Annotated in this window: 21 protein-coding genes; 6 read left to right on the forward strand and 15 right to left on the reverse strand. The window is 64.7% G+C overall.

The window, feature by feature from the left end; all coding sequences use genetic code 11:
• Nucleotides 1-21: 21 nt before the first annotated feature.
• On the reverse strand, nt 22-1,401 hold the full coding sequence (locus tag DLM85_RS03010) for a dihydrolipoamide acetyltransferase family protein (RefSeq protein ID WP_111476576.1): 1,380 nt from the start codon (nt 1,399-1,401) through the stop codon (nt 22-24).
• Between the two features lie 257 nt (nt 1,402-1,658).
• Nucleotides 1,659-2,918: a competence/damage-inducible protein A gene (locus DLM85_RS03015; RefSeq protein ID WP_111476577.1), complete on the reverse strand. Its 1,260-nt coding sequence runs from the start codon at nt 2,916-2,918 to the stop codon at nt 1,659-1,661.
• 131 nt (nt 2,919-3,049) lie between these two features.
• Between DLM85_RS03015 and DLM85_RS03020 the strand changes: the two genes are divergently transcribed.
• On the forward strand, nt 3,050-3,919 hold the full coding sequence (locus DLM85_RS03020; protein WP_111476578.1) for a DUF4197 domain-containing protein: 870 nt from the start codon (nt 3,050-3,052) through the stop codon (nt 3,917-3,919).
• An 87-nt stretch (nt 3,920-4,006) separates the two neighbouring features.
• Nucleotides 4,007-4,756: a DUF4197 domain-containing protein gene (locus tag DLM85_RS03025; RefSeq protein ID WP_111476579.1), complete on the forward strand. Its 750-nt coding sequence runs from the start codon at nt 4,007-4,009 to the stop codon at nt 4,754-4,756.
• A gap of 131 nt (nt 4,757-4,887) precedes the next feature.
• Here the strand turns inward: DLM85_RS03025 and DLM85_RS03030 are convergent, their stop codons facing one another.
• From DLM85_RS03030 to DLM85_RS03055, 6 genes are all read right to left on the reverse strand, one after another.
• Nucleotides 4,888-5,265, reverse strand: a complete 378-nt coding sequence (locus DLM85_RS03030) for a hypothetical protein (RefSeq protein WP_111476580.1) — start codon at nt 5,263-5,265, stop codon at nt 4,888-4,890.
• 217 nt (nt 5,266-5,482) lie between these two features.
• Entirely contained in the window at nt 5,483-6,109 is a 627-nt protein-coding gene (locus DLM85_RS03035; RefSeq protein ID WP_111476581.1) for an ABC transporter ATP-binding protein, read from the reverse strand.
• Nucleotides 6,099-6,896, reverse strand: a complete 798-nt coding sequence (gene lpxA / locus DLM85_RS03040; protein WP_111476582.1) for an acyl-ACP--UDP-N-acetylglucosamine O-acyltransferase — start codon at nt 6,894-6,896, stop codon at nt 6,099-6,101. The genes DLM85_RS03035 and lpxA overlap by 11 nt, the downstream gene beginning before the upstream one ends.
• A 137-nt stretch (nt 6,897-7,033) precedes the next feature.
• The gene (locus DLM85_RS03045) at nt 7,034-8,428 is read right to left on the reverse strand and encodes a bifunctional UDP-3-O-[3-hydroxymyristoyl] N-acetylglucosamine deacetylase/3-hydroxyacyl-ACP dehydratase (RefSeq protein ID WP_111476583.1); all 1,395 of its coding nucleotides are present in this window, start codon (nt 8,426-8,428) and stop codon (nt 7,034-7,036) included.
• A gap of 120 nt (nt 8,429-8,548) precedes the next feature.
• On the reverse strand, nt 8,549-9,598 hold the full coding sequence (gene lpxD / locus DLM85_RS03050; RefSeq protein WP_111476584.1) for a UDP-3-O-(3-hydroxymyristoyl)glucosamine N-acyltransferase: 1,050 nt from the start codon (nt 9,596-9,598) through the stop codon (nt 8,549-8,551).
• Between the two features lie 322 nt (nt 9,599-9,920).
• Nucleotides 9,921-11,159 (reverse strand): HD domain-containing protein, encoded by a 1,239-nt coding sequence (locus DLM85_RS03055; protein WP_111476585.1) that lies wholly within the window; start codon nt 11,157-11,159, stop codon nt 9,921-9,923.
• A 351-nt stretch (nt 11,160-11,510) separates the two neighbouring features.
• Between DLM85_RS03055 and porX the strand changes: the two genes are divergently transcribed.
• Complete coding sequence (gene porX / locus DLM85_RS03060; RefSeq protein ID WP_111476586.1) at nt 11,511-13,082, forward strand: T9SS response regulator signal transducer PorX; 1,572 nt, start codon at nt 11,511-11,513, stop codon at nt 13,080-13,082.
• A 123-nt stretch (nt 13,083-13,205) separates the two neighbouring features.
• Here the strand turns inward: porX and DLM85_RS03065 are convergent, their stop codons facing one another.
• The 6 genes from DLM85_RS03065 to DLM85_RS03090 all read right to left on the reverse strand — a co-directional run bounded on the left by DLM85_RS03065 (nt 13,206) and on the right by DLM85_RS03090 (nt 19,757).
• A complete protein-coding gene (locus DLM85_RS03065; RefSeq protein WP_111476587.1) occupies nt 13,206-13,604 on the reverse strand; it encodes a TonB-dependent receptor plug domain-containing protein in 399 nt (132 codons plus the stop codon).
• A gap of 164 nt (nt 13,605-13,768) precedes the next feature.
• Nucleotides 13,769-14,125 (reverse strand): hypothetical protein, encoded by a 357-nt coding sequence (locus DLM85_RS03070; RefSeq protein WP_133256859.1) that lies wholly within the window; start codon nt 14,123-14,125, stop codon nt 13,769-13,771.
• A 175-nt stretch (nt 14,126-14,300) separates the two neighbouring features.
• The gene (locus tag DLM85_RS03075) at nt 14,301-16,064 is read right to left on the reverse strand and encodes a glycosyltransferase family 39 protein (RefSeq protein WP_111476589.1); all 1,764 of its coding nucleotides are present in this window, start codon (nt 16,062-16,064) and stop codon (nt 14,301-14,303) included.
• 42 nt (nt 16,065-16,106) lie between these two features.
• Nucleotides 16,107-17,138 carry a UbiA family prenyltransferase gene (locus DLM85_RS03080; RefSeq protein ID WP_111476590.1) on the reverse strand — a complete coding sequence of 344 codons (1,032 nt, stop codon included), beginning with the start codon at nt 17,136-17,138 and terminating at the stop codon, nt 16,107-16,109.
• On the reverse strand, nt 17,107-17,820 hold the full coding sequence (locus DLM85_RS03085; protein ID WP_111476591.1) for an HAD family hydrolase: 714 nt from the start codon (nt 17,818-17,820) through the stop codon (nt 17,107-17,109). Before DLM85_RS03085 ends, DLM85_RS03080 begins: the two co-directional genes overlap by 32 nt.
• Nucleotides 17,821-18,053: 233 nt before the next feature.
• Nucleotides 18,054-19,757 carry a glycosyltransferase family 39 protein gene (locus tag DLM85_RS03090; protein WP_111476592.1) on the reverse strand — a complete coding sequence of 568 codons (1,704 nt, stop codon included), beginning with the start codon at nt 19,755-19,757 and terminating at the stop codon, nt 18,054-18,056.
• 288 nt (nt 19,758-20,045) lie between these two features.
• Here DLM85_RS03090 and DLM85_RS03095 point away from each other — a divergent pair, with 288 nt between their 5' ends.
• The 3 genes from DLM85_RS03095 (at nt 20,046) to DLM85_RS03105 (ending at nt 23,742) form a co-directional block, all read left to right on the forward strand.
• Nucleotides 20,046-20,405, forward strand: coding sequence for a winged helix-turn-helix domain-containing protein (locus tag DLM85_RS03095; protein WP_111476593.1), 360 nt, complete (start codon nt 20,046-20,048; stop codon nt 20,403-20,405).
• 134 nt (nt 20,406-20,539) lie between these two features.
• Nucleotides 20,540-23,203: a TonB-dependent receptor gene (locus tag DLM85_RS03100; RefSeq protein ID WP_111476594.1), complete on the forward strand. Its 2,664-nt coding sequence runs from the start codon at nt 20,540-20,542 to the stop codon at nt 23,201-23,203.
• A gap of 23 nt (nt 23,204-23,226) precedes the next feature.
• Nucleotides 23,227-23,742, forward strand: coding sequence for a hypothetical protein (locus tag DLM85_RS03105; protein ID WP_133256860.1), 516 nt, complete (start codon nt 23,227-23,229; stop codon nt 23,740-23,742).
• A 131-nt stretch (nt 23,743-23,873) separates the two neighbouring features.
• On the opposite strand, the gene DLM85_RS03110 is transcribed toward DLM85_RS03105, so the two are convergent.
• A complete protein-coding gene (locus DLM85_RS03110) occupies nt 23,874-26,444 on the reverse strand; it encodes a TonB-dependent receptor (protein WP_111476596.1) in 2,571 nt (856 codons plus the stop codon).
• Between the last annotated feature and the right edge of the window lie 53 nt (nt 26,445-26,497).

The following is a 26,497-nucleotide window of genomic DNA, read 5'->3' on the forward strand; positions in this document are numbered from 1 at the left end:
ACTGCACGTTCGCGCCACGGCTTAGATGGCCGTGTTCGGATCGAACTGCTCCAGGTAGTCGGCCACGCGGCGCACGAACTGCCCGCCCAGGGAGCCGTCGACCACGCGGTGGTCGTAGGAGTGCGAGAGGAACATGAAGTGGCGGATACCAATCAAATCACCCTGGGGCGTCTCGATAACGGCGGGCTTCTTCTTGATGGCGCCCACGGCCATGATGGCCACCTGCGGCTGCATGATGATGGGCGTGCCCATCACGTTGCCGAAGGAGCCCACGTTCGACAGCGTGTAGGTGCCGCCTTCCAGGTCCTCGGGCTTGAGCTTGTTGGCCCGGGCGCGGGCGGCCAAATCGTTCACGCGCTTGGTCAGCCCGTTCAGGTTCAGCTGGTCGGCGCCGTGAATCACCGGCACGATGAGGTTGCCGGAGGGCAGGGCCACGGCCACGCCCACGTTGATGTCGCGCTTCTTGATGATGTAGTCCCCGTCGACCGACACGTTGATGTTCGGGAAGTCCTGAATGGCGCGGGCAATGGCCTGCACGAAGATGGGCGTGAAGGTGAGGTTTTCGCCCTCGCGCTTTTTGTAGGCGTCCTTGTGCTTGTTGCGCCAGTTCACGATTTCGGTCACGTCGGCCTCCACGAAGGAGGTCACGTGCGGCGAAATCCGCTTGGAATCGACCATGCGCTGGGCAATCATCTTGCGCATGCGGTCCATTTCAATCAGCTCCTGCCCGCCCGAAACCGAGGGCGCGGGCTTGCTGGCCGGAGCCGCGGCAGGCTTGCTGGCGGGAGCGGCCGGAGCGGCTGCCGGAGCCGCTTGCTGGGGCGCGGGGGCGGCCTGCGGAGCCGGAGCAGCCGCGGCCGGAGCCGGCTGCTGGCCGCGGCCCGCTACGAAGTCGAGAATATCCTTCTTGGTGACGCGGCCGCCCTGGCCGGTGCCGGGCAGGCGCTCCAGGTCGCTCATCGAAATGCCTTCCTCGCGGGCAATGTTGAGCACCAGCGGGGAGTAGAAGCGGCCGGGCTGGGCCTCGCCGAGCTGCGCGCCGCCGGCATTGGCCGCGGCAGCCGCGGCGTTGGGCACGAAGGGCACGGCCTCGGCGGCCTGGGCTTCTTCGGCAGCGGCCGGAGCGGCAGCGGGCGTCTGGCCGTTGGAGGCCGCGGCAGCATCGGTTTCGACGATGGCAATGGGGGCGCCCACGGCTACTACCTGACCTTCCTCCACCAGAATCTGCTGCAGCACGCCGGCGTGAATGGCGGGTACCTCGGTGTCCACTTTGTCGGTGGCCACTTCCAGCACCGATTCATCCTGCTCAATGGTGTCGCCCACCTGTTTGAGCCATTTCAGGACGGTGCCTTCCATGATACTTTCGCCCATTTTGGGCATCACCATTTCCACTCGTGCCATGCGGAGGTTGCTTTGAAGAATTCGGGGGTGGGAAAGGAAGCTTGGTCTGTTCGGGGTGAATATCGGCTGGGGAGGCCGAAATCGGGGCCAAAGGTAGCGGATTTGCCAATTGCGGCGTAATCGGACCCGAACACTTGTTAGGCAAAGGCAAAAAAAACCGGTAGCGCGGGCTTGGCTACGCCTTCCTGCGGTTCAGCCCGCGGCCGTCAGGAGCCAACCGACGATTTCATTCACGCGGACGCGAACCAAAGCCCGCGCTACTTTTGCTCCGGCAGATGGCGCCGCACCATATCCAGCGCCACGGTGCTGATGTAGCTGATATTCAGCTCCCGGCCGCGGTTGATGCTCACTTTGCGGGCCACCGTCCGGTGCTCATCGGCGTAGGCCAGCCAGAACGTGCCCACGGGCTTTTCGTCGGTGCCGCCGCCGGGCCCGGCAATGCCGCTGGTGGCCACCGCCACGTCGACGCCCAAGCTGCGGCGCAGGCCCTCGGCCATTTCGCGCACCGTCTGTTCGCTCACCGCCCCGAACTGCTCCAGCGTATCGGGGCTGACACCGAGCTGGTTGATTTTGACCTGATTGGAATAGGCCACTACCGAGCCCAGGAAATAGGCCGAGGAGCCCGGCACGCTGGTCAGCCGCTGGGCCAGGGTGCCGCCGGTGCAGCTTTCGGCCGTGCCGATGGTCAGGCCGCGCTCCTGCAGCAGCCGGCCCAGGGCCGCTTCCAGCGGGACTTCACCCTCGGCGTAGAGGTAGGGGCCGAGGAGGGCGCGCACGGCCGGCAATTGGGCTTCCAGGCGGCCGCGCAGGTCGGGTTGGCCGTCGTCGGTGGCGGTCAGGCGCAGGCGCACGGCCCCGAACGACGGGAGGTAAGCCAGCTTCATGTTCGGGGGCAGCTGGTTTTCCCAGGCGGCAATCTGCTCGGCCAGAAACGACTCGCCCTGGCCCACCGTCTGCAGCACCGCGTGCTCAATGGGCGGTACCTGGAACTGCTCTTTTAGCTTGGGCAGCACGTGGGTGCTCATCAGGTGCTTCATCTCGAAGGGCACACCGGGCATCGAGACGAACACCACGCCATCCTGGCCGTCGAACCACATGCCGGGGGCAGTGCCCACGGTGTTGCGCAGCGGGGTGCAGGCCGTGGGCAGGTAGGCCTGCTGGCGGTTTACTTCCAGCATGGGCCGGTTGAAGCGGGCAAAAATGGCCTCCACGTCGCGCAGGCTGGGTTCGTAGAGGGCCAGCTCGGAGTTGAAGTACCGGGCCAGCACGTGCTTGGTCAAATCGTCCTTGGTCGGGCCGAGGCCGCCGGTCAGCAGCACCACCTGGGCGCGCCCGCGGGCCTCGTCGAGGGCACGCACGATTTCCGCGGCCTGGTCCGACACGGAGCTGATCTGGCGGATGCGCAGGCCGATCTTGCCCAGCTCCTGGCCCATCCAGGCCGAATTGGTGTCGACGACCTGCCCGTAGAGCAGTTCGTCGCCGATGGTGATGATTTCGACGGCTGGGGTGTGGGGCATAAAGAAAGTGGGAGGGAAGCAAATTCGGCGCAATTTGCGCACGGCGTTTGTAAGACCGCGCCGCGCGGCTTTGGTTTGCCGATTCCCAGCCTTTCCCGCCGCATTCACCCGCCTTTTCTCCACTTTTCCGCATGAACGCACCCCGTCTTTCCACCTTCCTGCTGGCCCTGGGCCTGCTGACCGCCGCTTCGACTGCCGCCGAGGCCCAGACCACCAAGAATACCACGACCACCACGGCCAAGAAGACCACGACGACGGCCAAGAAAACCACGCCCGCCAAAAAGACCACGACCACCAAGCCGGCCACCAAAACCACCACGACCAAGGCCGCCACCACGACCACCAAAACCACCCCGGCCGCGCCGGCAGTGGCCACGCCGCCCCCGCTGACGGCCGACGAAGCCACCGCCGCCGTGAAGGAGGCGTTGAACCTGAGCATCACCCGCGCCCTGGAAGCCGGGGCCGCGGCCGACGGTTTCAACGCCAACTCCGACATCCGCATTCCGTTTCCGCCCGAGGCCGAGCTGGTCAACACCACCCTGCGCAGCCTGCGCATGGGCACGGTTATCGACAAGTTCGAGGTGCAGATGAACCGCGCGGCCGAAGCCGTAGCCGCCAATCCGCAGGCCCAGACCATCCTGGCCGGCGCCGCCCAGCGCTACTCCGTGGCCGACGGGCTGGGCCTGGTCAATACCCGCGAGAGCCGCCAGATTGCCACGCAGTTCAAGACCCAGCAGCTGGCCCAGGTGCAGCAGGAGCTGCGCCCCCTGGTGGACGCCGCCCTGGAGCAGACCGGCGCCAAGCAGGCCTACGGCGAGCTGATGCTGCGCTACAAGAAAGTGCCGCTGATGACGCCCATCACCACCAACCTCACCGACTACACCACCGGCAAGGTAGCCGAAGGCCTGTTCACGCTCGTGGCCGATGAGGAAAGCCGCATCCGCCTGAGCTCCTCGGCCCGCAGCACCGACACGCTCAAGCGGGCTTTCGGCCAGCAGTAGGCGAGAGAACCGCGCCGTTGGTCGATTTTTTGGTCCGGTTTCTGCCTTCGGCCGAACCGAAACCGTGTTTTGGGTTTTACTACTGCTATGAAGAACTTTCGCTCCGTTGCCCTGCTCACCGCCGCCCTGGCCCTGGCCGCCGTTTCGGCCCAGGCCCAGATCAAGCTGCCCGGCCTGGGCACCATCAAGCTGCCCTCGACCACCAAAACCACCACCGGCGGCTCGGTGACGCAGCAGGAAGCCGCCATGGGCCTGAAAGAAGCCCTGACCCAGGGCATCAGCAAGGGCGCCGACCAGGCCTCCAAGCAGGACGGCTTCTACCTCAACAGCCTGATCCGCATTCCCTTCCCGCCCGATGCGCAGCGCGTGGCCACCACCCTGCGCACCATCGGCCTGGGCTCGGAGGTCGACAAGTTTGAGCTGGCGTTGAACCGCGGTGCCGAGCAGGCCGCCATCAAGGCCAAGCCCATCTTCATTTCGGCCATCAAGAGTCTGAGCTTCTCCGACGTGTGGAACATCCTCACCGGGCAGAAGGACGCGGCCACGCAGTACCTGAAGCGCACCACCACCACGCAGCTGGTGTCGGCGTTTTCGCCCATCATGCAGCAGGCCCTCGATCAGACCAGCGCCACCAAGTACTACACCGGCCTGGTGACGCGCTACAACCAGATTCCGCTGGTGAAAAAGGCCAACCCCAACCTGAACGAGTACGCCACCGGCAAGGCCGTCGACGGCTTGTTCACGCTCATTGCGCAGGAGGAAGCCAACATCCGCGAAAATCCGGTGGCCCGCACAACGGAGCTGCTCAAGAAGGTATTCGGCAGCAAGAAAAGCTGAATGTAGTGCCTATTGCCTGGTGCTTGGATCTGGCAACGAAAAAGGCCCGCTGGAATAGTCCAGCGGGCCTTTTTGCTTTCAGAAGCTGCCTGGGGGCTAGGCGCTATGCACTCAGCACCGAGCACTAAATCCTAGAAGTCGTCATCGTCGTCGCGGCCACCGCGGCGGCTGCGGCGCTGGGCTTCGTAGCTGTCCTCGTCGTCGAGGCCCAGGTCGTCGTCATCGTCGTCCAGGGTGCCGTAGCGGTTGGAGCCTTCCGGGTCTTCCTGGGCTTCGGCGGCCGAGAATTCGTCTTCGGTCAGGTTGGCCAAATCCAGCGCCTCGTCGTGCGAGGAGCCGGTGTCGCGCCACATCAGGTAATCGGCGTACTTGGCGCCCAGGGAGTCTTCCGCGGAAGCACCCTTGCGGCCGCCGCTGCGAGCCGACTTGGCGCCGGCCGGGGGAGTATCCAGCTCGTCATCGTCACCGAGCAGGTCGTCGTCGTCGTCGAAGTCGTCGTAGCTTCTCATGTGAGGGGGTAAGGTAAGAAGTTAAAGCAGTGGCAAAAGTAGGCGCTGGAACCGAATCAAGGCCGAATTAAGCCCGCAAACGCAGGCAGTAGGAACGGGGTTACAAGGATTTTTAAGCCAAAATCATGGAATGATTTTTGGGCCGCGGCCGTGCTCAATTGCCCAGATTGAGCAGTCGAATCTTCTCGAATTTAAGCAGAAACCGGCCATGCTCCGCCTAGCGGCGCGGGGCAAAATCCGTCACCGTCAGGCGCTCCTGGCAGAAGGCGTATTCCTCCTCCACGTTGCTCGACACCAGCACCAGCCGGCCCGCCACGGTGGCCGCCACGTGCTCGTGGTACCAGGCCACGCCGGCGCGGTCGAGGTTGGTGGTGGGCTCGTCGAGCAGCAGCAGCGGCGCCTCGGCGTACAGGGCCAGCCCAAGCTTGACGCGCTGCTTCATGCCCGAGGAAAAGTCGCGCAGCAGCTTGTGGCGCGCGTGCGGTAGCTGCAGCCGCTCGATGAACTGCGCCGCCGACAGCCCGGCCCGCAGCGGGCGGAAACGCGCGTGGAACTGCACCAGCTCGGCCAGGCTCAGCTCCTCAATCAGCTCCAGCGCGGGCGCGCACAGGGCCAGGTGCCGGGCCACGTCGTCGGGCCGCACGGCCTGGCCCCCAAGGGCGTAGTGCAGCTCCCCGGCCGAAGGCAGGGTGTAGGCCGCCAGCGTCTGCAGCAGGGTGCTTTTGCCCGAGCCGTTCGGGCCCAGCAGGGCCACGGCCGTGCCGGGACGGAACGTGCGGGTCAGGTCCCGGAAAATCCAGTCGCGGCCGAAGCGTTTGCCCAGCCCCCGGGCCTCAATCTGCACCGTTGCCGTTGCGCGAATAGCCCTTCACGATGCCGCGCGAGGAGTTGCGCACGAAGTTGACCACCTCGTCGCGCTCGGGGGAGGGCGGCAGTTCCAGCTCGATCTTGTCGAGGGCGTCGCTGGTGTTCAGCCCGCTCATGAACAGCAGGCGGAAGCACTGCTGAATCTGCAGGATGGCCGACTCGGAGAAGCCGCGGCGGCGCAGGCCCACCGAGTTGACGCCGGCGTAGGTCAGCGGCTCGCGGCCCACTTTGATGAAGGGCGGCACGTCCTTGCGCACCAGCGAGCCGCCGCCCACGAAGGCGTGCTGCCCGATGTTGACGAACTGGTGCACGGCCGAGGTGCCCCCCAGAATGGCCCAGTCGCCGATGACCACGTGGCCGGCCAGCTGGGTGGTGTTCGACAGGATGCAGTTGTCGCCCACCACGCAGTCGTGGGCAATGTGCACGTAGGCCTGCAGCAGGCAGTTGGCGCCCACCACGGTCTTCATGCGGTCCACGGTGCCGCGGTTAATCGTCACGCACTCCCGAATGACGGTGTTGTCGCCGATGTGGGCGGTGGTTTTTTCCCCCGCGAACTTGAGGTCCTGCGGAATGGCGCTGATAACGGCGCCGGGGAAAATCTTGACGTTTTTGCCGATTCGGGCCCCCGCCATGATGGTGACGTTGGGTCCAATCCAGGTGCCTTCCCCGATTTCGACATCGTGCGCAATGGTGCTGAAGGGCTCCACCACCACGTTCTGGGCAATGCGGGCTTCGGGGTGAATGTAGGCGAGGGGCTGGGTCATTGGGTTGAATTAATAATTAAGAATTAATAATTAAGAATTGCGGCAAACGGCGCCAGCTGGCATATTTGCAGCTAATTGACAGTCAGGGAGAAACCGCCAATTATTCATTCTTGATTATTAATTATTAATTCAAAAACTTAGGCGTCTTTCCGGACGATGCTGGCCGACATTTCGGCCTCCATCACCACTTTACCGTTCACGAAGGCCTGCCCGCGCATCTTGGCTATGCCGCGCTTGATGGGCGACACCAGCTGGCACTTGAAGATGATGGTGTCGCCGGGCTTCACCATGCGGCGGAAGCGGCAGTTCTCGATGCCGAGGAAGTAGGTCCAGTAGTTTTCCGGGTCGGGCACGGTGTGCAGCACCAGGATGCCGCCGGTCTGGGCCATGGCCTCGATCTGCAGCACGCCGGGCATCACCGGGTTGCCGGGAAAGTGGCCGGGGAAGAACGGCTCGTTCATCGTCACGTTCTTCACGCCCGTCACCGTGGTGGCGTCGAGGTGAATGATCTTGTCGATGAGCAGGAAGGGGTAGCGGTGGGGCAGCGTCGCGGCTATCTGGTTGATGTCCAGCACCGGCGGCCGCGAAGGGTCGTAGTGCGGCACCGGGGAGGAGTCCACCTCCAGCATCTTCTTCTTGATCTTCTTGGCGAAGGCCACGTTGGCCGCGTGGCCGGGGCGGGCCGCCAGGATCTGGCCTTTCAGCGGGCGGCCCACCAGGGCCAGGTCGCCCACCACGTCGAGCAGCTTGTGGCGGGCCGGCTCGTTTTTGTGGCGCAAATCCACGTTGTTGAGGATGCCTTCCTTCTTGACGGCCACCTTGGGCTTGCCCAGCATGGTGGCCAGCTCGCCCAGCTCCTCCTCGCTCACCACGCGGTCGACCACCACAATGGCGTTCGACAGGTCGCCGCCCTTGATCAGGTTCGACTTGTAGAGCGCCTCCAGCTCGTGCAGAAAGCAGAAGGTGCGCGAGGCGGCAATATCGTCGGCAAACTGCGTGATGTTCGTGAGCGAGGCGTGCTGCGAGCCGAGCACCGGGGAGTTGTAGTCCACCATCACCGTCACGCGGTAGTCGTTGAGCGGCAGGGCGGCCAGCTCCACGCCGCGCGAGTGGTCGACGAAGCGGATTTCGTTCGGGATTTCGAAGTAGTTGCGCAGCGCGTTCTGCTCCTCCAGGCCCACCGTCTGCAGCGCCTCGATGAAGGGCAGCGACGAGCCGTCCATGATGGGCGGCTCGGGGCCGTCGAGCTGGATCAGCACGTTGTCGATCTGCAGGCCCACCAGGGCGGCCAGCGTGTGCTCCACGGTGTTGACGCGGGCGCCGTTCTGCTCAATCGTAGTGCCCCGCGAGAGGTCCACCACGTTGTCCACGTCGGCGTCGACGGTGGGCTGACCGTCCAGGTCGATGCGCTGGAACTTGAAGCCGTGGCCCACCGGAGCCGGGCAGAAGGTCATGGTGGCCTGAACGCCCGTGTGCAAGCCCACGCCGCTCACGGTGACCGGGGCCTTAATCGTATGCTGTTTGTCGAACATGATGTCAGTAGGGAGTTGCCAGTTGTTAGTTGCCAGTTGCCAGTTCGTGACATCAAGGGCCGCTAAGCCCCGACAACTGACAACCCCCAACTGATAACTGCCAACAATCGGCCCGCAAAGCTATGACTTTTCCGCCGCGTCTGGCTTCTCCTGGGCGCGTTCCAGCTTCAGCAGGCGGCGCTCCAGGTCCGGCAAATGCCGAAATACGGCGTTGGCCCGCAGCGAGTCGCGCAGGTTGAAGGCCGGGGCCCCCTGCAGGAAAGTGCCTTCCTCCTTCACCGATTTGCCCACGCCCGACTGCGCCGTGACGGTGGTGCGGTCGGCCAGGGTGAGGTGCCCGGCCAGGCCCACCTGGCCCGCCAGCACGCAGTAGTTGCCCACTTTGGTGGAGCCCGAAATACCCGACTGCGAGGCCACGACGGTGTGCCGACCGATTTCCACGTTGTGGGCAATCTGCACCAGGTTGTCGATTTTGGAGCCTTCCCGGATGATGGTCGAGCCCATCGTGGCGCAGTCGATGGTGGCGTTGGCGCCGATGCTCACGTTGTCTTCCAGCACCACGTTGCCGATCTGCGGAATGGGCCGGTAGGAGCCATCCGGCTGCGGGGCGAAGCCGAACCCGTCGGAGCCGATGACCGCGCCGGCGTGAATGACGCACCGGGCGCCGATGACGGTGTCGGCGTAGATTTTGGCCCCGGCGTAGATAATGGTGCCCTCGCCGATGCGGCACCGGTCGCCGATGGTGGCGTGGGGGAAGATGAGCACCCCGCGGCCGATCTGGCAGTTGTCGCCCACGTAGCTGAAGGCGCCGCGGTAGCCCTCGTCGCCGATGGCGGAGCCCGGGCCCACGAAGCTGGGCTGCTCCACGCCGCGCTTGCCAGCGCGGGTGAATTGCTGGTAGAACTCCAGCAGGGCGGTGAAGCCCAGGTAGGGGTCGTCGACGCGGATGAGCGCGGCCGTCACTGGCTGCTTCAGCTCCAGCGTGCGGCTCACGATGACGGCCGAGGCGCCCGTGGAGTAGAGGTGGGGCTCGTACTTGGGGTTCGACAAAAACGCAACGGCGCCCGCGCGGGCTTCTTCGATTTTGGCGAGCCGGTCGACGCGCAGGGTGGCGTCGCCCTCCACCGTGCCGTTCAAAACGCCCGCAATCTGGCCTACCGTGAATTCCATAGGCGGCAAAAGTATCTGGTTTTTGGTTGTGGGAGGCTTGGTTTGCGGTTTCACATGGTAAACCGAGCAGGGTGGGCGGCGCGGGTGGCAGTCATTGCGAGGCGCAGCCGAAGCAAGCCGTCCTCCAGTAGCACCGCCAAAAAATACCGGCTAACCAAGAAGCCGCAGAACGCAAACAGTAACTGCAGTTTCGGGCGGTGCTGGTTTCGGGGGCCGCGGGGAAAGATTGACTACGTCTTCCTGCGGTTGCTTCGCTTTGCTCGCCAGGAGCGGCCGGTGCCACCGTCGTTCTTCCGCGCAAGGCCGGCGGAGCAGGCTGCCGCTACGTCCCGGTAATTTCCTTGGGGTAGCAGACGTAGTATTTCTCCACCCGCGTGCTCAGGGAGCTGATATTCGGCAAATCAGATGCCTGGGCCACGTCGATGACGTGGCCGCGCTTGGTGAGCACGTTGATGGCGTCGTCGCCGGAAGTGTCGTAGGCGTGGTTGCTGATGCGGCCGGCAATCATGAGCAGGGCCGCTTCCTCCATCGGCAGACGGAAATGCTCGGCAATCAGCTCGGTGATGCCCAGCTTGAAATCCGCGTCGAGCGGCTGGTTGTCGAGCGTGATTTTGAAGAGGCGGCGCTCCAGCAGGCTGTGGGCCAGAAACGACAGCACGAAATCCGGGTGCGCCGCCCAGCTTTTCACCGCCGACCAGATATCCGTGTCGTCGAGCCGCACGAAGCGCTGGATGATGGCCGGGTCGTCCTCGAAGTCGAGCATGCGCACCGGGTTCAGCAGGAAGTAGCTCAGCTCGGGCGAGGCCGGCACCAGCACGCCCGCGCGGGCCAGGTCGCGGGCCCGCTCCATCAGGCGGATGACCATCTGCTCGGCCGACGTGACGGCCTTGTGCATGTACACCTGCCAGTACATCACGCGGCGGCTCACCAGGAAGTTTTCGATGCTGTACACCGCCTTTTCCTCCAGCACCAGCCGCTCGTCGGGGCTGATGGTGAGCATCTTGATGAGGCGGTCGGCGCCGGGCTGGCCCTCCTTCACGCCCGAGTAGAACGAGTCGCGGTTGAGGTAGTCGAGCCGGTCCATGTCCAGCTGGCTGCTGACCAGCTGGTGGAAGAACGGCCGCGGGTAGGAGCCCTGGAAGATGTCGATGGCCAGCTGCAAACGCCCGCCGAACTCCTGGTTGAGCAGCTCCATCAGGTGCAGCGAAATCCGCTCGTGGGGCACGTCCTCGAACAGGGCGTGCTCCAGGGCGTGGGAAAGGGGGCCGTGGCCGATGTCGTGGAGCAGGATGGCAATCTGGGCCGCCTCGCCTTCCTGGGCGGTGATGCGCACGCCCTTGTCCTTGAGGGTGCGCAGCGCCAAGGACATCAGGTGCATGGCGCCCAGGGCGTGGTGAAAGCGCGTGTGCAGGGCGCCGGGGTACACAAAATCCGTCAGGCCGAGCTGCTTGATGCGCCGCAGCCGCTGAAAGTAGCGGTGCTCGATGAGGTCGAAGATCAGCTCGGTCGGGACGCTGACGAACCCGTAAACCGGGTCGTTCAGGATTTTTCGCTTGTTCAAGGGCGCGGAAAGGAGTTTGGGGGCCGAAAAGTAGTCGGATTCAGTGGTACGGAAAGCACGGGCGCCGGGTGGGGGCGAAAAAAGCCGCGCGGCGCCGTAGCAGCCGGTGTGGGCGAGAAAAGCCCGGCGTTGGTCGATGGATCAGCTACATAGCGCGGGCTCTATGCAACCCTAACCCCCGGTTTGGGGTTAGCTTCTGGCGAAGCCTGACGGCCTTTCGTGCCGGCGCCGCATCATAAATCGGCCCTGATACGTTAGGTTGCGCACCGCTAAACCGGCGGCGCGTGGGGGCTTCGCCTGCCGCAAGTGGCCTTCGCACGCCACACTTCCTCTCAACCCGAACTACACTGCATGCAACGTTACAGCATCCTCTGGGCCGACGACGAAATTGACCTGCTCAAGCCGCACATCCTGTTTCTGAAGGAGCGGGGCTACGACGTGACGGGCGTCAACTCCGGCGCCGACGCCATCGACGAGGTCCAGGAGAAAAACTACGACCTCGTGTTCCTCGACGAGAACATGCCCGGCATCACCGGCCTCGAAGCCCTGGCCGAAATCAAGGCCGCCAAGCCCACGCTGCCGGTGATTATGATTACCAAGAGCGAGGAGGAGCACATCATGGAGGAAGCCATCGGCTCCAAGATTGCCGACTACCTCATCAAGCCCGTCAACCCGAACCAGATTCTGCTGTCGGTGAAGAAGGTGCTCGACAACAAGCGCCTCGTCTCCGAGAAAACCAACAGCTCCTACCAGCGCGACTTTCGGCAGCTGGGCATGCAGCTCTCCGACCGGCTGAGCCCCGCCGAGTGGGCCGACGTGTACAAGAAGCTGACCTACTGGGAGCTGGAAATCAACGAGACGGAGGGCAAGAGCATGGCCGACGTCTTCAACATGCAGAAGGACGAGGCCAACACCTACTTCGGCCGCTTTATCACCGAGAACTACGAGGACTGGGTGAACGGCGACGACAAGGACGCCCCGCTGATGTCGCACCAGCTGTTCAAGGAGCGCGTGTTTCCCTTGATGAAGCAGACCGGCGACACCCCGGTGTACTTCGTGCTCATCGACAACCTGCGCTACGACCAGTGGAAGGTGCTGGAGCCCATCATTGCCGAAATGTTCACGGTGGACACGGAGGAAATGTACTACTCGATCCTGCCCACCACCACGGCCTACGCCCGCAACGCCATCTTCTCGGGCATGATGCCCGGCGAGATTCAGAAGAAGTACCCGAACCTGTGGGTGTGGGACGACGACGACGAAGGCAAGAACCTGCACGAGGCGGAGTTCATGGAAATCAACTTCCAGAAAAACAACCAGAAGCAGAAGTTCAGCTACAACAAGGTCACCAACCTGCAGGCGGGCAAGGACCTGCTGGGCAAAATGCCCAACCTGCACAACAACTACAAGCTGAACGTCATCGTCTACAACTTCGTGGACATGCTCAGCCACGCCCGCACCGACATGGCCATGATCCGGGAGCTGGCCGCCGACGAATCGGCCTATCGCAGCATCACCCGCTCGTGGTTTCTGCACTCCCCGCTCTACGAGATGCTGCAGGTCATTGCCGACAAGAAGGGCAAGCTCATCATCACCACCGACCACGGCACCATCCGCTGCAAGCGGCCCTACAAAATCGTGGGCGACCGGAACACCAACACCAACCTGCGCTACAAGCACGGCAAAAACCTGGGCTTCGACGAGTCGCGCGACGTGTACGTGGTGCGCAAGCCGGAGCGGGTGTTTCTGCCCCGCGAAAACGTGTCGACGGCTTACGTCTTCACCGTGGGCGACTATTTCTTCGCCTACCCCAACAACTACAACTACTACGTGAACTTCTACAAGGACACCTTCCAGCACGGCGGGATTTCCCTGGAGGAGTGCATCATCCCCTACATCACGCTGAGCCCGAAAGGGGCGTAAGCGGAAGTGCAGAAGCGAAAAAGCCGGTCGAAAGACCGGTTTTTTTTGTGCCCGGCGCTGGAGCCTGGAACAGCCAAAGGCCGCCGACGAGGCATGCAGCGCCCCCGATGTGGCCGGCGCCGCTTATGGCATCTGCTTCATGGGCAGCTGCTGCTGCCGCTTGAACAGCTCGGCCTGCTGCTTGCGCGCGGGCTTGGTCGTGATGATGATGGCGCCGTTCAGGGCCTGGCTGCCGTAGAGCGCCGCGGCCTGCGCCGCCGACACGACGTTCACCTTCTCGATGGCGTGCGGGCTCAGGCGGCGCATCTGCTCCGGGGTGGCCGGCGTGCCGTCGATGATGTAAAGCGGCTCCTGCCCCGGCACAACGCTCATGTGGCAGCGCACAACGACCGGCCGGGGAGCCGGCGGCTCCTGGGCCAGGGTAGCCTGTTGCGTGGCCTGGGCGGGCTCCTGGGCCCGGGCGGTGGCAGCCGTCAGGCCGAAAAGCACGGCGGCGAGTAGGGGGTGGCGGAAACGGGGCATAGCGAAGCAGTTGGCGGTGAATAGATCTACGGGCTGGATGCGAACAGGATGCTGATTCCATACGGCTGCCCCCGTGGCGGGCTGTTCGACCTGCCGCGGGGAGCATAGCCGCGGTTCGGCCCGCGCCGCGCCGCGGCCAAGCGGGGACGCTGCGGCCGTCGGGTTTATCGGGGGCGCCGGGGGGCGCGCGGCTGCTTTTGCGTTTCGATCAGCAGGGCCCCGCGGGAGGCCCGGGAGCCAAACCGCGCCACCGCCTCGGCGGGCTCCAGCTCCCGCAGCCCGATGATGTCTTCGGCCGGCGGCAGGTTGGCCGAATCAGGCAGCACGCGGCCGTCGACGACGAGCAGCGGCCCGCGGCGGGGGCGGTGCAGCGAGGTTTCAAGGCCCCATACCACATCGGCCGGAACGCGCCGCACGTCGATGGGCAGGGCTTCGTCGGTGGCCGGGGCGGGCAGCCGGGTCAGCTGGGCGAAGCCCGGGCCCGCCGCCAGCAGCAGCCCGAGCAGCAACAGTCGTTTCATAGCCTGAAGCGCGACGCCGGGAGTCGGAGCGGCCGTCGGTAAATAATAGACACTTCAGATATAGCGCAGGGTTGCAGGCCGAGGCTTGCCGCTGACAGAGAAAATCTTAGGGGGTAAATGTCACGCGGCCCCGGAGTGCGAGGGGCCGCGTGACGTTTGCCGTAGAGAAGTCAGTTTAGCGTGCCACAGCCGGCTTCGCGGCGGCTTTTTTCGGGCGCAGGGCCGGCCGGGGCGTCGTGCGGGAGGCGGGCTGGGGCCGCAGCTCGTACAGCACCACCGTGTTGCGGTTGTACTGGACCTGCTCCACCTTCTGGCCCAGCGTGCCGAAGTGCCCTTGCAGCAGGCCCGGCGGGCTGAAATCTTCCTGGTGGTACCAGGCGGGCAGGGTCACGTAGTCGCCGATGGCGTTGCGGTTCTGGTTGTCGTAGAGCAGCCAGACGCGGCGGGCGCCCCGCAGCTGGTCGAAATCGGGCTGCAGGCGGCGCAGGTAGTCGGCCGGGCCGCTGGCCTCGTTTTTCACGAAGCTGCCCGTCGCGGCCCGGAACTTCAGCGGGTAGGCCAGCTGGTAGTACTCGTAGCTCTGGTTCATGTTCCAGAACACGTACACCGCGTCGCCGGGGCGGTAGTGCTCATTCACGTACATGATGGCCTCGCGGCTGTACTCGGTGTGCATGGCCAGGCGCGGGTCGGCGGCTTCGCGGGCGGCGGTGATGACCGTGGGCGCGAAGAACAGCGCCAGCAGCAGCCCGAACCAGGCCGGGCGGCCGCTCAGGCGCCGCTGCAGGTACTCCACGCCCAGGCTGATGACAATGAGTAGCGCCGGCAGCAGAAACAGCGTGAACCGCTCGTGGAAGGGGTAGACTTTCACGGCGGAAGCCGCTACGGCCAGCAGCATCGGCAGCAGCAGTACGGCAAAGTTCAGCCGGTCTTTGCGAGCAAAGTACACTGCGCCCACGGCCAGGCAGATCAGGTGCAGCCAGCCCATCTTGAAGACGTAGCGCAGCGGATGGCGGTTGAGCGCGTCGAGGTTGCCGTCGAGGTCCAGCATCAGGCTCAGCGGGTGCAGCAGCGTCAGGTACAGTTTGTGCGCCAGCCACTTCGCGCTGGCCACAGAGGGCGGCATCGGCATAAAGGCCTGGTCCATGCGGTCGAAGTAGTCAATCAGCCAGCCCGACTCGTGGTACTTGCTGGTAATGAGCAGGTACTGCGCGCCGAAGCTAACGACCCACAGCCCGAACGGAATAGCGTACAAGAACAACGTGCGCCACTGCCGCCGGGCCACGGCGTGCAGGCTCAGCCCCAGCCCGATGCCGGCCAGCACGAAAATCAGCGAAAACGAAAACCACAGCAGCGCGCTGCCCAGCAGCCCCCAGGCCAGCAGGGAAGCCACGTCGGTGCGGGCCCGGTAGCGGGTGTAGAGCCACACGGCCACCACGGCCGTGAATAGCTCGGTGGCGTATTGCTTGGCCTCGATGGAGTGAAATACGCAGGCCGAGGAAAACGCCATAATGGCCACGGCCACTACCACCGTCCAGGGCTTCAGGAAGTAGCGCGCCACGGGCACCAGCACCAGCAAGGAGCCGATGCCGGCCAGCAGCGACACCAGCCGCAGGGACTTTTCGCCGTAGCCGAACACCAGCGCCACCGTCTTCACCGCCCATAGGTAGCCGATGGGGGCCTTTTGCTGGTAGGCAAACGGCTCGGTCACCAGCGCCCAGTAACCCTTGCGGATCAGGTTGACGCCGAGGTACAGCTCATCGGTGACGAAGGAGCGGCTGTAGAAGAAATGCACCAGCCGCAGCGCAATGCCCACGGCCAGCACCAGGTACAGCAAGCGGTGCCAGGACACACGGCGGGTCCGCGCCGGCCCGGAGTCCGCCACCGGGGTGGTGGGCCGGGGCCGGGCCGGGGCGCTGACCGCGAAGGACAGAACAGACATAGCAGGAAGGGCAGGAGGTGGAGGAAGCGGCGGCCCCGCGGGCTAGCGGCCCAGGTTGTAGTGGTCCTGCAGCAGGTTGTGCAGCGGCGGAATGTTGATGAACATCAGGCCCGTCAGCAGCAGGCAGAAGAGCACCACGTAGGTCATAAACCAGTAGCGGGTGTACAGCTTCTCGGAGCCCTGCACCGGCGAATCCTTGAGCAGGCCGATGCGCAGGTACCACGAAAACAGCAGCGCGAAGAAGGGGAAGCTCACCAGCAGCTCCACGCGGTTCTTGATCAGGAAGATGCCCAGGAAAAACGCGCAGGTGAGGGCGTAGAAGAACATCGAGATGAGCAGGCTGTGCTCGGTGTAGAACTTAAACGAGCGGCGGTACAGCCCGGCGCGCTCCGGGTCGCCGATGAGGCGGTACTCGGCGAAGCGCTTGGTGGCCATCAGGAAGGCCCCGCCCATCCAGTAGGCCACGATGATGCTGCTCGGCGGAAAGCTGTTCAGCAGCTGAAACGAATCCAGATCGGCCAGGGCCACCACCGGCGCCACCGTAAACCAGCCCAGCGCGAAGCGAATCGGGTTGTTCACCGACTCCGACAGCACGTCGATGTAGGCCCGCTCCTTGGTGCGGAAGGGGCGCACGTTGTACATCACGCCCATGAACAGCAAAAACATCGACACCAGCAGAAACTGCATGCTGATCTGGTAGGCAATGGCGAAGCCCAGCAGCGCGAGGCCCAGCCATTCGGCGTATACCAGGGCCGGCCTGACCACCCGCACCACCGAGGTGCGTTTCTTCTTGAGCGGGTGAAACTTGTCGAATTCCGCGTCGAGGTACTCGTTGATGACGTAGTTGGCCGAAGCTACCAGACAGGTGCTGACGATGCCCAGCACCACCTTCACCAGCAGCGCCGCGTCGATGGCGGGGTTGAACACGATGAGGGCGAAGAGCACCCCGGGCATCATAAACACGTTTTTCACCCAGTTGTCGGGGCGGGCAATGGCCACGTAGTCCTTGAGGCCGGCCGGGATAATGGCCTGTGGCGTCTCTTCAGCGTTGGAGAGTACAGGGGTCTGGTTCATGAGAAGTGGTGGTTTTGGTGGCCCGGAGCTGGCGCGTGAGGCCGTGGTAGAAGTCGAATTCCGGCAGGGGTTTCTGCTCGACCAGCAGGAAGGGCATGTGCGCGCGGCGGGCGCACTCGCCATCCAGTTCGGGCCGGTCGCCAATGAACAGGCATTCTTCGGGTGCCAGGCCCAACTCCTCGGCCATGAGCAGCAGGCCCCGTGGGTTGGGCTTCAGGCGGTTGACGGCCGCGTCGGTGGAGCTGATGACAACATCGGCCTTCAGCCCCATGGCCGCCAGCTTGGCGTGGGCGGGGTAGTCGGAGTAGATGCCGATGGGGATGCGGCGGGCCCGCAGCACGGCGAAAAACTCGCCAATGCCGGGATACATGCAGCCGCGCAGGTAGCGGTTAGGGTGCTCAAACATCCAGCGCCCCACTACTTCGCGGATGGCCGGAATGGCCGCCGGGCGGTTGTCGGCGCACCAGGCGTACTGGTCTGCCTCCAGGTCGGGGCCGGCGTAGGCCAGGTTTTTCTCCCGCTCGTGCCGGAAGCGGCGCAGAATCAGCATGTCGCGCAGGCGCCAGGGTCGCAGCGCGTAGTGGCTCAGCAGCGCCACGAGCATCTTCCGGCGGAGTTTGCCCTGCGTGTACAGCGTTCCGTCAACATCGAAGATAACGGCCTTGATATGTTGCCATTCCATGCTGATGTATTAATTGTCCGTCGTAATGTTATAGATTTTATTTGAATTGTTAAATAAAAAACTGGGAAAAATATATTCGGGGTTTTGACCGGTCTCATTTCCTCCAGATGCCCGTGTCATCGTCGGTGTAGCGCGGGCGGAAGCCCGCGTCCGTTAGGTCGAATTCGTTCAACGGGGACGCGGGCGGAAGCCCGTGCTACACCATCCGCCCGGCGCGGTCTGCCAGGTCCCGATCAGGGCTTGGAGCCGGCTGACGGGCCGCTCCGGCGCATTTCGTAGAGGCTGGCGGTGTGCGGCCCCAATTGGAAGAAATCGGTGCGGCGGCCGTGCTGCGCGAAATAGGCCTCCAGCGGCTGGGTGGGTTTGAAGGCGTCCTCGTGGTACCAGGCCGGCTGGTTGGCGTAGTCGCCGATGGGGTCCCGGTTCACGAAGTCGTACACGAACCAGACGCGGCGGGCACCCTGCAGCCGGGTCAGGTCCGGCTGCAGCTTCTGCATGAACTCCGCCGCGTTGCGCGACTCGTTTTTCACGTTGCTGCCCTTTACCGGTGTGAAGCGCAGGCCGTAAGCACCCTGGTAGTATTCGTACACGTGGCGCATGTTCCAGAACAGGTACACCACGTCGCCCGGCTGGTAGTGGGCGTTGGCGTACATGATGACCTCGCGGTTGTATTCGCGGTTTTTGAACCGGGCGGGGTTCAGGGCCTGGGCCGCGGTGTTGTAAAACGGCGGGGCGAAGAAGACGAGCAGCACCAGCGGCGCGGCCCGGAAGCGGGGCGTAAAGGCGTAGAGAAACCGGTCGAGCCCGTAAGCGGCCATCAGCATCAGGGCCGGGGCCAGAAACTGCGTAAACCGCTCGAAAACCGGGTACACGCCCAGGCCCGAGGCCACCAGCATCAGGGCTATGGGCAGGGTGAGCACGAAGAACTTCAGCCGGTTGGCGCGCAGCAGCAGGGCGGCGCCGGCCAGCAGAAAGCCCAGGTGCAGCCAGCCCAGCTTCACCACGTAGCGCCAGGGCGAAAACAGCAGAAACTCGGAGTCTTCCTTGTGCGGCATCAGCCCCAACGGGTGCTGGGTGAGCATGTAGGTTTTGTGCGCCAGCCAGGGCAGCAGCGCCGTCGGCGACCAGGGCATGAAGGCGTCGTACTGCTGGTCGAAGAAGTCCATCAGCCAGGCCGACTGCGGAAACTTGCTGATGTAGAGCGCGTACTGCAGCCCGAAGCTCAGCAGCCAGCAGCTGAAGGGCAGCACGTAGGCCCGCACCTGTGGCCAGTCGCGGCGCAGCAGGGCCGCGCAGCCCAGGGCTACGGCCATGCCGGCCAGCACGAATATCACCGGGAAGGAAAACCACACCAGCAGGGCGCCGAACAAACCCCACTGCAGTTGCCCGCGCCGGCTGGGCACCGGCTGGTAGCGGATGTAGAGCCACAGGGCCAGCAGCGTGGCCAGCAATTCCACGGCGTACTGCTTGGCTTCGAGGGCGTGGTAGATGCAGGAATCGGAGGCGGCCAGCAGGGCCACGGCGGCCACCACGCCCCAGGGCCGCAGAAAATGCCGGGCCACCGGCACCAGCACCAGCAAGGCGGCCAGGCTGCTGAGCAGCGAAAACAGCCGCAGCGCCTGCTGCCCCGGCCCAAACAGCACCGCGAATAATTTCACCGTCCAGAGGTAGCCCAGGGGCGCTTTCTGTTCGTAGAGCAGGGGCTCGGTGGCTAGCTGCCAAAAGCTGCGCCCGACGAAGTTGACGTTCAGGTAAATTTCGTCGATGAAGAAGGACCGGTCGTAGGCAAAGTGAAACACCCTGACCAACATGCCCAGACTCAGCACCGCTATCAGGGCCGGGCCGGAGTAGGGGAGCAGCGCCGCCGCCGACCGTGGCCGGGACGCGCGTGTGGGAGCCACCTGCGTCGGAGCAGTGGAATTGAACAGCAACGGCATGGCAGAGAGGATTATCGGCGGCCGAAGAGCCGCACAAATGGTGGACGAACGGCTGGTAAAACTGAATCCGCACGCACCTCAAAGACTGGCGACCTGTCGTGCGTAGCAACTATTTTAACCAAATAAAACAAATAATTCTTGAATAAGGTAATAATTTTGAGTTATGATAGGATGATCTACGGATACCTGCAGTCGGGGAAGCAATAGGCATGGGGCTGCTTTTGGCACCGGTAAGAGCCGGGGCGCGTATTTTGCCAAAAAGCGGAACCCTGCCGCCCTGCTATTTCCATGAAAGACGTCTTACCCGACCCCGTCACTTTCCGCGTCAACGGCCGCCTCTGGATTGAAGGCCCCGCGGACCGTTTCCTCGGCATCGGGCGGCTGGAGCTGCTGCAGCGTATTCAGCAGCTGGGCTCCATTTCCAAGGCCGCGAAGGCCATGAACATGTCCTACAAGCGGGCCTGGGAGCTGGTCAGCTCGATGAACACCCAGGCGCGGGTGCCGCTGGTGAGCACCCAAACCGGCGGGCAGCGCGGCGGCGGGGCTCACCTAACGGCCGCCGGCGCGCAGGCCGTGGCCGATTTTGAGGCGCTGCAGCTTCGCTTTCAAGCGTTTGTAGAAGCCGAAACGGCCCGCCTGCACGGCTGACGTAACCCCGGGGGCGCAGTGTCGTTATGTTTGGCCGGGAATAGCGCCTCATTGCGGATGCGAACGAAGTGCCCTTTCCCGTCATAGCGGGCGGCTGTAGGCTGCGCCGCCGACTACTTCACCCGGGTTACTACATGAGCGAATTGCTACGCTGGTTGCGGCCCGCCGCCGCGCTTTCCTGCCTGACGGCCTGGCCACTTGGCGCGGCTACGGCCCAAACCGCGCCGACGGCCAGTGCCGCCGCTACGGCCGATACGACCCGCCACCTGCCTATAGCCTTGAGCGAAGTGGTGGTAACGGCCTCGCGGGTGGAGGAAAGCATCCTTCAGTCGCCGGTGACGGTGGAGAAGCTGGGCGCGCGGGCCCTGCGCCTGACGCCGGCGCCCTCGTTTTTCGAGGCCATCGAAGGGGTGAAGGGCGTGCAGGTGCTCACGCCCAGCCTGGGCTTCAAGGTCATCAACGCCCGCGGCTTCGCCAATACCACCAACGTGCGCTTCGCCCAGCTGGTCGACGGCGTCGACAACCAGGCGCCGCATATCGGCGGGCCGATTGGCAACGCTTTGGGCCCGAGCGACCTGGATGTTGCGGCGGTGGAAATCGTGCCGGGCACGGCGGCGGCGCTCTACGGGCTGAACGCCATCAACGGGCTGGCCAACTTCACGACCCGCAGCCCGTTCAGCTCCGAAGGCCTGAGCGCGCAGCAAAAAACCGGCGTCAACCACCTGAATGACCCCAGCAGCGCGGCCCGGCTGTTCAGCGAAACCAGCTTGCGCTACGCCCGGGTGCTGAGTTCGAAATGGGCGTTTAAAGTCAACGGCACCTACACCCGCGGCTACGACTGGGTGGCAGGCGACCCGACGGACCTGTACCCGCAGGGCAATGCCTCGGCCGGGCTGCCCGGCGGGCCCTCGAACCCGGCCTACGACCCGGTGAGCGGCTACGGCAACGAGTCGTCGAACCGCTCCACGTTCACCCTGGGCGGCAAGGACTACACCGTGGCCCGCACCGGCTACCGCGAGCTGGACGTGGTGGACTACCGCCTGCGCAACCTCAAGGCCGACGCCGCCCTGCACTTCCGCCCCGCGGCCCGCACCGAGCTGGCCTACACCTACCGCGTGGCCGGCCTCGACAACGTGTACCAACGCTCCAACCGCTTCCGGCTGGCGGGCTACACCCTGCAGCAGCACGCCCTGGCGCTGACCACCCCGCTGGTGCAGGCCCGGGCCTACTTCACCCACGAAAACACCGGCCGCAGCTACAACCTGCGCTCCGCCGCCGAAAACCTGGACCGCAGCTTCAAGTCGGACGCGCAGTGGAAAACCGACTATACCGCCGCCTGGAACGCCGCCGTGCAGGCCGGGCAGTCGGTCGGGCAGGCCCACGCCGCGGCCCGCCTGGCCGCCGATGCCGGCCGCCTGCCGCCCGGCACGTCGCAGTTTGAGGCCAAGCTGCGGGAGCTGGCCGACATCAACAACTGGGACCAGGGCGCCGCGCTGCGGGTAAAGGCCGACCTGATCCACGCCGAAACTCAGGTAGATGTGGCCCAGGCCCTGCGCGGCGGCCCCTGGGCCGCCCTGCCCGCCCGCTACGACCTGCGCGCCGGCCTCGACCACCGCACCTACGTCATCGTGCCCGACGGCAACTACTTCATCAACCCCCGGCCGGGCCGCGACCAGTTCAGCCCGCTCACCTACGGCAAGACCGGCGGCTTCGTGCAGGCCGGCGCCCGGCTCTGGCGCGAGCGGCTGCGCCTCACCGCCACCCTGCGCGCCGACAAAAACGACTACTTCGCGGTGCGGCTGAACCCGCGGCTGACGGCGGTCCTGTCGCCCACCACGCGGCACCACTTCCGGCTGAGCTACCAGAGCGGCTACCGGTTTCCGAGTTTGTTCGAGGGCTTCTCGAACGTGAACAGCGGGCAGGTCAAGCGCATTGGCGGGCTGCGGGTGATGTCCGACGGCGTGTTCGAGCGCAGCTACCTGCGCAGCAGCATCGACCAGTTCAACGCCGCCGTGACGGCCGAAGTCAACGCCAACACCAGCGGCGCGCCGGCGGCGGACAAGCGCCGCCTCGCCATCGAGCACAACCAGGGCCTGCTGCGCAAGAATCCCTACACCTACCTGCGGCCCGAGCACATCCGCTCCCTGGAGCTGGGCTACAAGGCGGCCCTGCTGCCCGGCGGCCGCCTGCTGCTCGACGTGGATTTCTACTACAACCGCTACCAGGACTTTATTGCCCAGGTGGAAGCCTACGTGCCGCTCGATGCCGCCGGCCAGCCACTCAGCCCCAGCGCCGACCCCAATACCGTGGCCACCGCCCTGAATGCCCGCGCCACCCAGGCCCGCTACCGCCTCTGGACCAACTCCCAGAGCCGCGTGAGCAACTACGGCGGCTCCCTGGGCCTGCGCTACGAGCTGCCCGGCGGCCTGCTGGCCGGGGCCAACGCCACCTACGCCCGCCTGCGCCGCACCGAGTCGGGCGACGGGCTGGAAGACGGCTTCAACACCCCGCGCTGGATCTACAACCTTAGCCTGGGCCACGAGCACGCCTTCCGCGGCCTGGGCTTCGGGCTGAACTACCGCTGGCAGCAGCGCTACTATTCGCAGACCTTCCTGGTCACCGGCTACGTGCCGGCCTACGGCACCCTCGATGCGCAGCTAAGCTACACCGTGCCCAAGCCCGACCTGCGCTTCAAGCTCGGCGCCACCAACGTGCTGAACGATTACTACGTGTCCTTTCTCGGCGGCCCGAGCGTGGGCGGGCTGTACTACCTTACGGTGACGTACGGGCTGAACTGATGCTTATGCTGCGGAGAGTAACGATGGGTACCGGGCTGCTGGTGCTGGCTGCTGCCTGCCAACCAGAGGAAACTACCACGGTAACGAAGAACACGCCGCTCAAAGCGCCTCTACCCTGGGAGAACGTTACGGCATCGGCTACGGCCGTGCTTTCCTACGATTCGATAGGGTATAAGGTGTTTCCTGATGCAAGAGCTGCCCCGCTGAATGCGCAGGAGTTAGGGCAGGTGGAGCGGCTGTTGGCGGCTTGCATCAACACGGACAATCAGCAGCGCAGACGCTTATCCCAAAGCAGATTTGCTCGGGAATCGATTGATCAAGGCTTGCTGATTGATCTGAGAAACTACAACCGCCAGTTGATTCCGGTGCTGAATAAACAAGGCGAGAAGGAAGTGTGGGTGCGATGCTTCTGCAAGGTGCCTCCCTACTGGCGCACTCGATTTGTGATAGTAATGGACGGTGGCAATTGCTATTTCAGCGTCAAACTCAACTTGACCAGAAACAGGTGGTATGAATTAATGATAAATGGGGAAGCGTGATAAATACTTAGGCACTCGTCGGGTCGAGCCCCCCAAAAACATTGCCACCGCGAGGTGCGGGCTTCTCAATTCACTCACCCACGCACTGGCGGCGCTGCGGTGACAATGCTTCTGGTCGGGCGCGGGGAGGCTTAGCCGTTGCTGCCGCCGCCCTGCTTCTGGTCGTCGTTCTGAATGCTCTTCTTCGGGCGGCTCTGGTTGTCCATCTTGCCGAAGCGGTAGAAGAAGCTCACCCGGATCTGCCGGTTGTAGAAGTAGGAGTTGTTTTCGTAGTCGAAGCTGGGCGTGGCCAGGTCGTTGCGAAAGGCCAGGCGGGCGTTGAAGGGGTTGATAACGGCCACCACCACGTTGGCTTTCTTGTCCCAGAACTCCTTTTTGGCCCCCAGGCTGTAGATGCGGTAGCCCGAGTTGCGGCCCTGCAGCGTCACCTGCCGCGAGTTGGCGAAGGCGAAGAACTGCGCGCTCCAGCCCTTCTCGAACTGCCACGACGAGTTCAGGTTCAGGTTGAACATGCCCCCGCTGTTCGACAGCCCCAGCGCCGGGCTGCTCACCTGCCGCCAGTAGAAGTTGGCGTTGCCGCTCAGGCTCCACTTTTCCGTCAGCTTGGTCGAGCCGAAGGCCGAGAGGCCGTAGTTGGCGTTGCGGGCCAGGTTGCGGAAGGTCGTGTAGAGGATGCGGGTCGTGTCGGTGGTGGCCAGCAGCTCGGTGCCGGGCACCAGCCGCGCCACGCTCTCGATGGCGTTGTTGGTCTGCCGCCAGTAGCCCGAAAACGTCACCGAGCTTTTCTTGATAAAGGTGGTGTAGGTCAGCTCGTAGGCGTCGGTCAGCTCCGCGTTCAGGTTGGGGTTGCCCGACGACACGTTGCGCCGGTCGGCGGTGTTGATGTAGGGGTTCAGGTACCAGATGCCCGGCCGCTGAATGCGCCGCGAGTAGCTCAGCTTCAGGGTGTGGTCGGGCGTCAGGGCCCAGGCGGCCATCAGGTTGGGCGCCAGGTTGGTGTAGTTGGTGCGCAGCACCGTGCCGCTGCTGCGAAACTCCCCGCTGATGCGCGTGTGCTCCAGCCGGGCGCCGCCCTTGAAGGTCCACTTCTTGCCCACGCCGAAGCCGTAGGAGGCGTAGCCCGCGTACACGTTCTGGTCGTAGCCGAACTCGTTGGAGCGGGCCGGCACCGGGCGGTAGCTGCGCCCGTCCAGGCTGTCGGCGTCGATGCGGTAGTCGCTGTCGACGTGGCGCAGGATGGTTTTGGCGCCCGTTTCCAGGGTCTGGGTGCTGTCGAGCGGCTGCACGTAGTCGGCCTGCAGGGTGATTTCGCGGTTGCGCGAGTCGTTGCGGCTCTGCTCGCGGTAGTCGGTCAGCTCCCCGCGCTGCTGGTCCAGCTGGTAGCGCTGCCGGCCCAGGTTCAGGCTGTAGAGGCCGAGCACGCTCAGCTCCTGCTTGGGCCGGGCCAGCTGCTTGGTGTAGCCCAGGTTCACGTCCACGTTGCCGTTGGCCTCGCGCGTGTCGATGTCGCGGTTGTAGGCGTCCAGAAACAGCGGCCGCAGCGCTCCGGCCTCGGTGCGAAACAGCCGGTAGTCGGTGTACTGCTGCCGGTCGTTGAGGTAGCCGCGGTAGTTGCCCTGCACGCCCAGACTCAGCACGTCCTTCGGGCTCAGGTCGTAGTCCAGGCCCAGGTTGCCCCACAGGCCCCAGCCCGAGTTGCGGAAGCGCCCGGTTTGCAGCAGCTGGCTCTGGGTGGTGTCGGTGAGGTAGTCGGTGCGGCGGGCTGCGCTGCGGGCGATGTTGAAGAACGGGTTGGTGCCCATTCCCGAGTTCAGCCCCAGCTTGCCGCGGCGCTGGTTGAAGTTGCCACCTACGTAGGCGTTGCGGTTGCTCACGCCGGCCCCGATGTTGCCGCTCTTGCCCTCCAGGTTGTTCTTTTTCAGAATGATGTTGACCACCCCGGCCGTACCCTCCGCGTCGTACTTGGCCGAGGGCGCGGTAATGACCTCCACCGACTTGATCTGGTCGGCCGGAATCTGCTTGAGCGCCTCGGCCAGGTTGGTGGCCAGCAGGGTGGAGGGCTTGCCGTTCACCAGCACCCGAATGTTCGAGGAGCCGCGCAGCTGCAGGTTGCCGTCGAGGTCCACGGTGAGCAGCGGGGCCTTCTGCAGCACGTCGGCGGCGGTGCCGCCGCTGTTGGTCAGGTCCTTGTCGGCGTTGTACACGAGGCGGTCCACCTTGCTTTCCACCAGGGCCCGCTCGCCCGTCACCTGCACCTCGCCCAGCTGGGTGGCGGTGGCCGCCAGCAGCACCGCGGGCAGCTCCAGCACCGCCCGTGCGGCCGTCACCGACACCGGCACCCGCTGCGGCTGGTAGCCCACGAAGCTCACCACCAGCGTGTAATCGCCCACCGGCACGTTGCCGAGCACGAAGGCGCCTTTCTCGTCGCAGGCGCCGGCCAGCACCGCCTTGTCGCTGCCTGCCGCCAGCAGGGCCACCGTGGCAAACTCCACCGGCTGCTTGCTGGCCGCGTTCTGCACCACCCCGCTGATGCGGCCCGCGACGTTGGCCGCCGGGTTGCTGCCGGCAGCGGGGGCGGTTTGGGCCGGCGCCGGCGCCGCGGCCGCCAGCAGCAGGCCCAGGGCCACGGCGCCGGCCGTGCCGGTACCGGCAAGGGCCGGCCGGAGCGTCGCGGCCGGGGAAAGGGAAGTAGCTTTTTTCATAGGAGGTAAGGCAGGAAAGCAGTACGAAAATTTTCGTATAACCTGGTCGACGG

This window comes from Hymenobacter edaphi (assembly GCF_003258365.1).
GTDB classification, from domain to species: domain Bacteria; phylum Bacteroidota; class Bacteroidia; order Cytophagales; family Hymenobacteraceae; genus Solirubrum; species Solirubrum edaphi.

Coding starts and splice junctions, on each gene's coding strand:
- DLM85_RS03010 (WP_111476576.1), bottom strand. CDS start 1,401: ATGGCACGAGTGGAAATGGTGATGCCCAAAATGGGCGAAAGTATCATG.
- DLM85_RS03015 (WP_111476577.1), bottom strand. CDS start 2,918: ATGCCCCACACCCCAGCCGTCGAAATCATCACCATCGGCGACGAACTG.
- DLM85_RS03020 (WP_111476578.1), top strand. CDS start 3,050: ATGAACGCACCCCGTCTTTCCACCTTCCTGCTGGCCCTGGGCCTGCTG.
- DLM85_RS03025 (WP_111476579.1), top strand. CDS start 4,007: ATGAAGAACTTTCGCTCCGTTGCCCTGCTCACCGCCGCCCTGGCCCTG.
- DLM85_RS03030 (WP_111476580.1), bottom strand. CDS start 5,265: ATGAGAAGCTACGACGACTTCGACGACGACGACGACCTGCTCGGTGAC.
- lpxA (WP_111476582.1), bottom strand. CDS start 6,896: ATGACCCAGCCCCTCGCCTACATTCACCCCGAAGCCCGCATTGCCCAG.
- DLM85_RS03045 (WP_111476583.1), bottom strand. CDS start 8,428: ATGTTCGACAAACAGCATACGATTAAGGCCCCGGTCACCGTGAGCGGC.
- lpxD (WP_111476584.1), bottom strand. CDS start 9,598: ATGGAATTCACGGTAGGCCAGATTGCGGGCGTTTTGAACGGCACGGTG.
- porX (WP_111476586.1), top strand. CDS start 11,511: ATGCAACGTTACAGCATCCTCTGGGCCGACGACGAAATTGACCTGCTC.
- DLM85_RS03065 (WP_111476587.1), bottom strand. CDS start 13,604: ATGCCCCGTTTCCGCCACCCCCTACTCGCCGCCGTGCTTTTCGGCCTG.
- DLM85_RS03070 (WP_133256859.1), bottom strand. CDS start 14,125: ATGAAACGACTGTTGCTGCTCGGGCTGCTGCTGGCGGCGGGCCCGGGC.
- DLM85_RS03075 (WP_111476589.1), bottom strand. CDS start 16,064: ATGTCTGTTCTGTCCTTCGCGGTCAGCGCCCCGGCCCGGCCCCGGCCC.
- DLM85_RS03080 (WP_111476590.1), bottom strand. CDS start 17,138: ATGAACCAGACCCCTGTACTCTCCAACGCTGAAGAGACGCCACAGGCC.
- DLM85_RS03085 (WP_111476591.1), bottom strand. CDS start 17,820: ATGGAATGGCAACATATCAAGGCCGTTATCTTCGATGTTGACGGAACG.
- DLM85_RS03090 (WP_111476592.1), bottom strand. CDS start 19,757: ATGCCGTTGCTGTTCAATTCCACTGCTCCGACGCAGGTGGCTCCCACA.
- DLM85_RS03095 (WP_111476593.1), top strand. CDS start 20,046: ATGAAAGACGTCTTACCCGACCCCGTCACTTTCCGCGTCAACGGCCGC.
- DLM85_RS03100 (WP_111476594.1), top strand. CDS start 20,540: ATGAGCGAATTGCTACGCTGGTTGCGGCCCGCCGCCGCGCTTTCCTGC.
- DLM85_RS03105 (WP_133256860.1), top strand. CDS start 23,227: ATGGGTACCGGGCTGCTGGTGCTGGCTGCTGCCTGCCAACCAGAGGAA.
- DLM85_RS03110 (WP_111476596.1), bottom strand. CDS start 26,444: ATGAAAAAAGCTACTTCCCTTTCCCCGGCCGCGACGCTCCGGCCGGCC.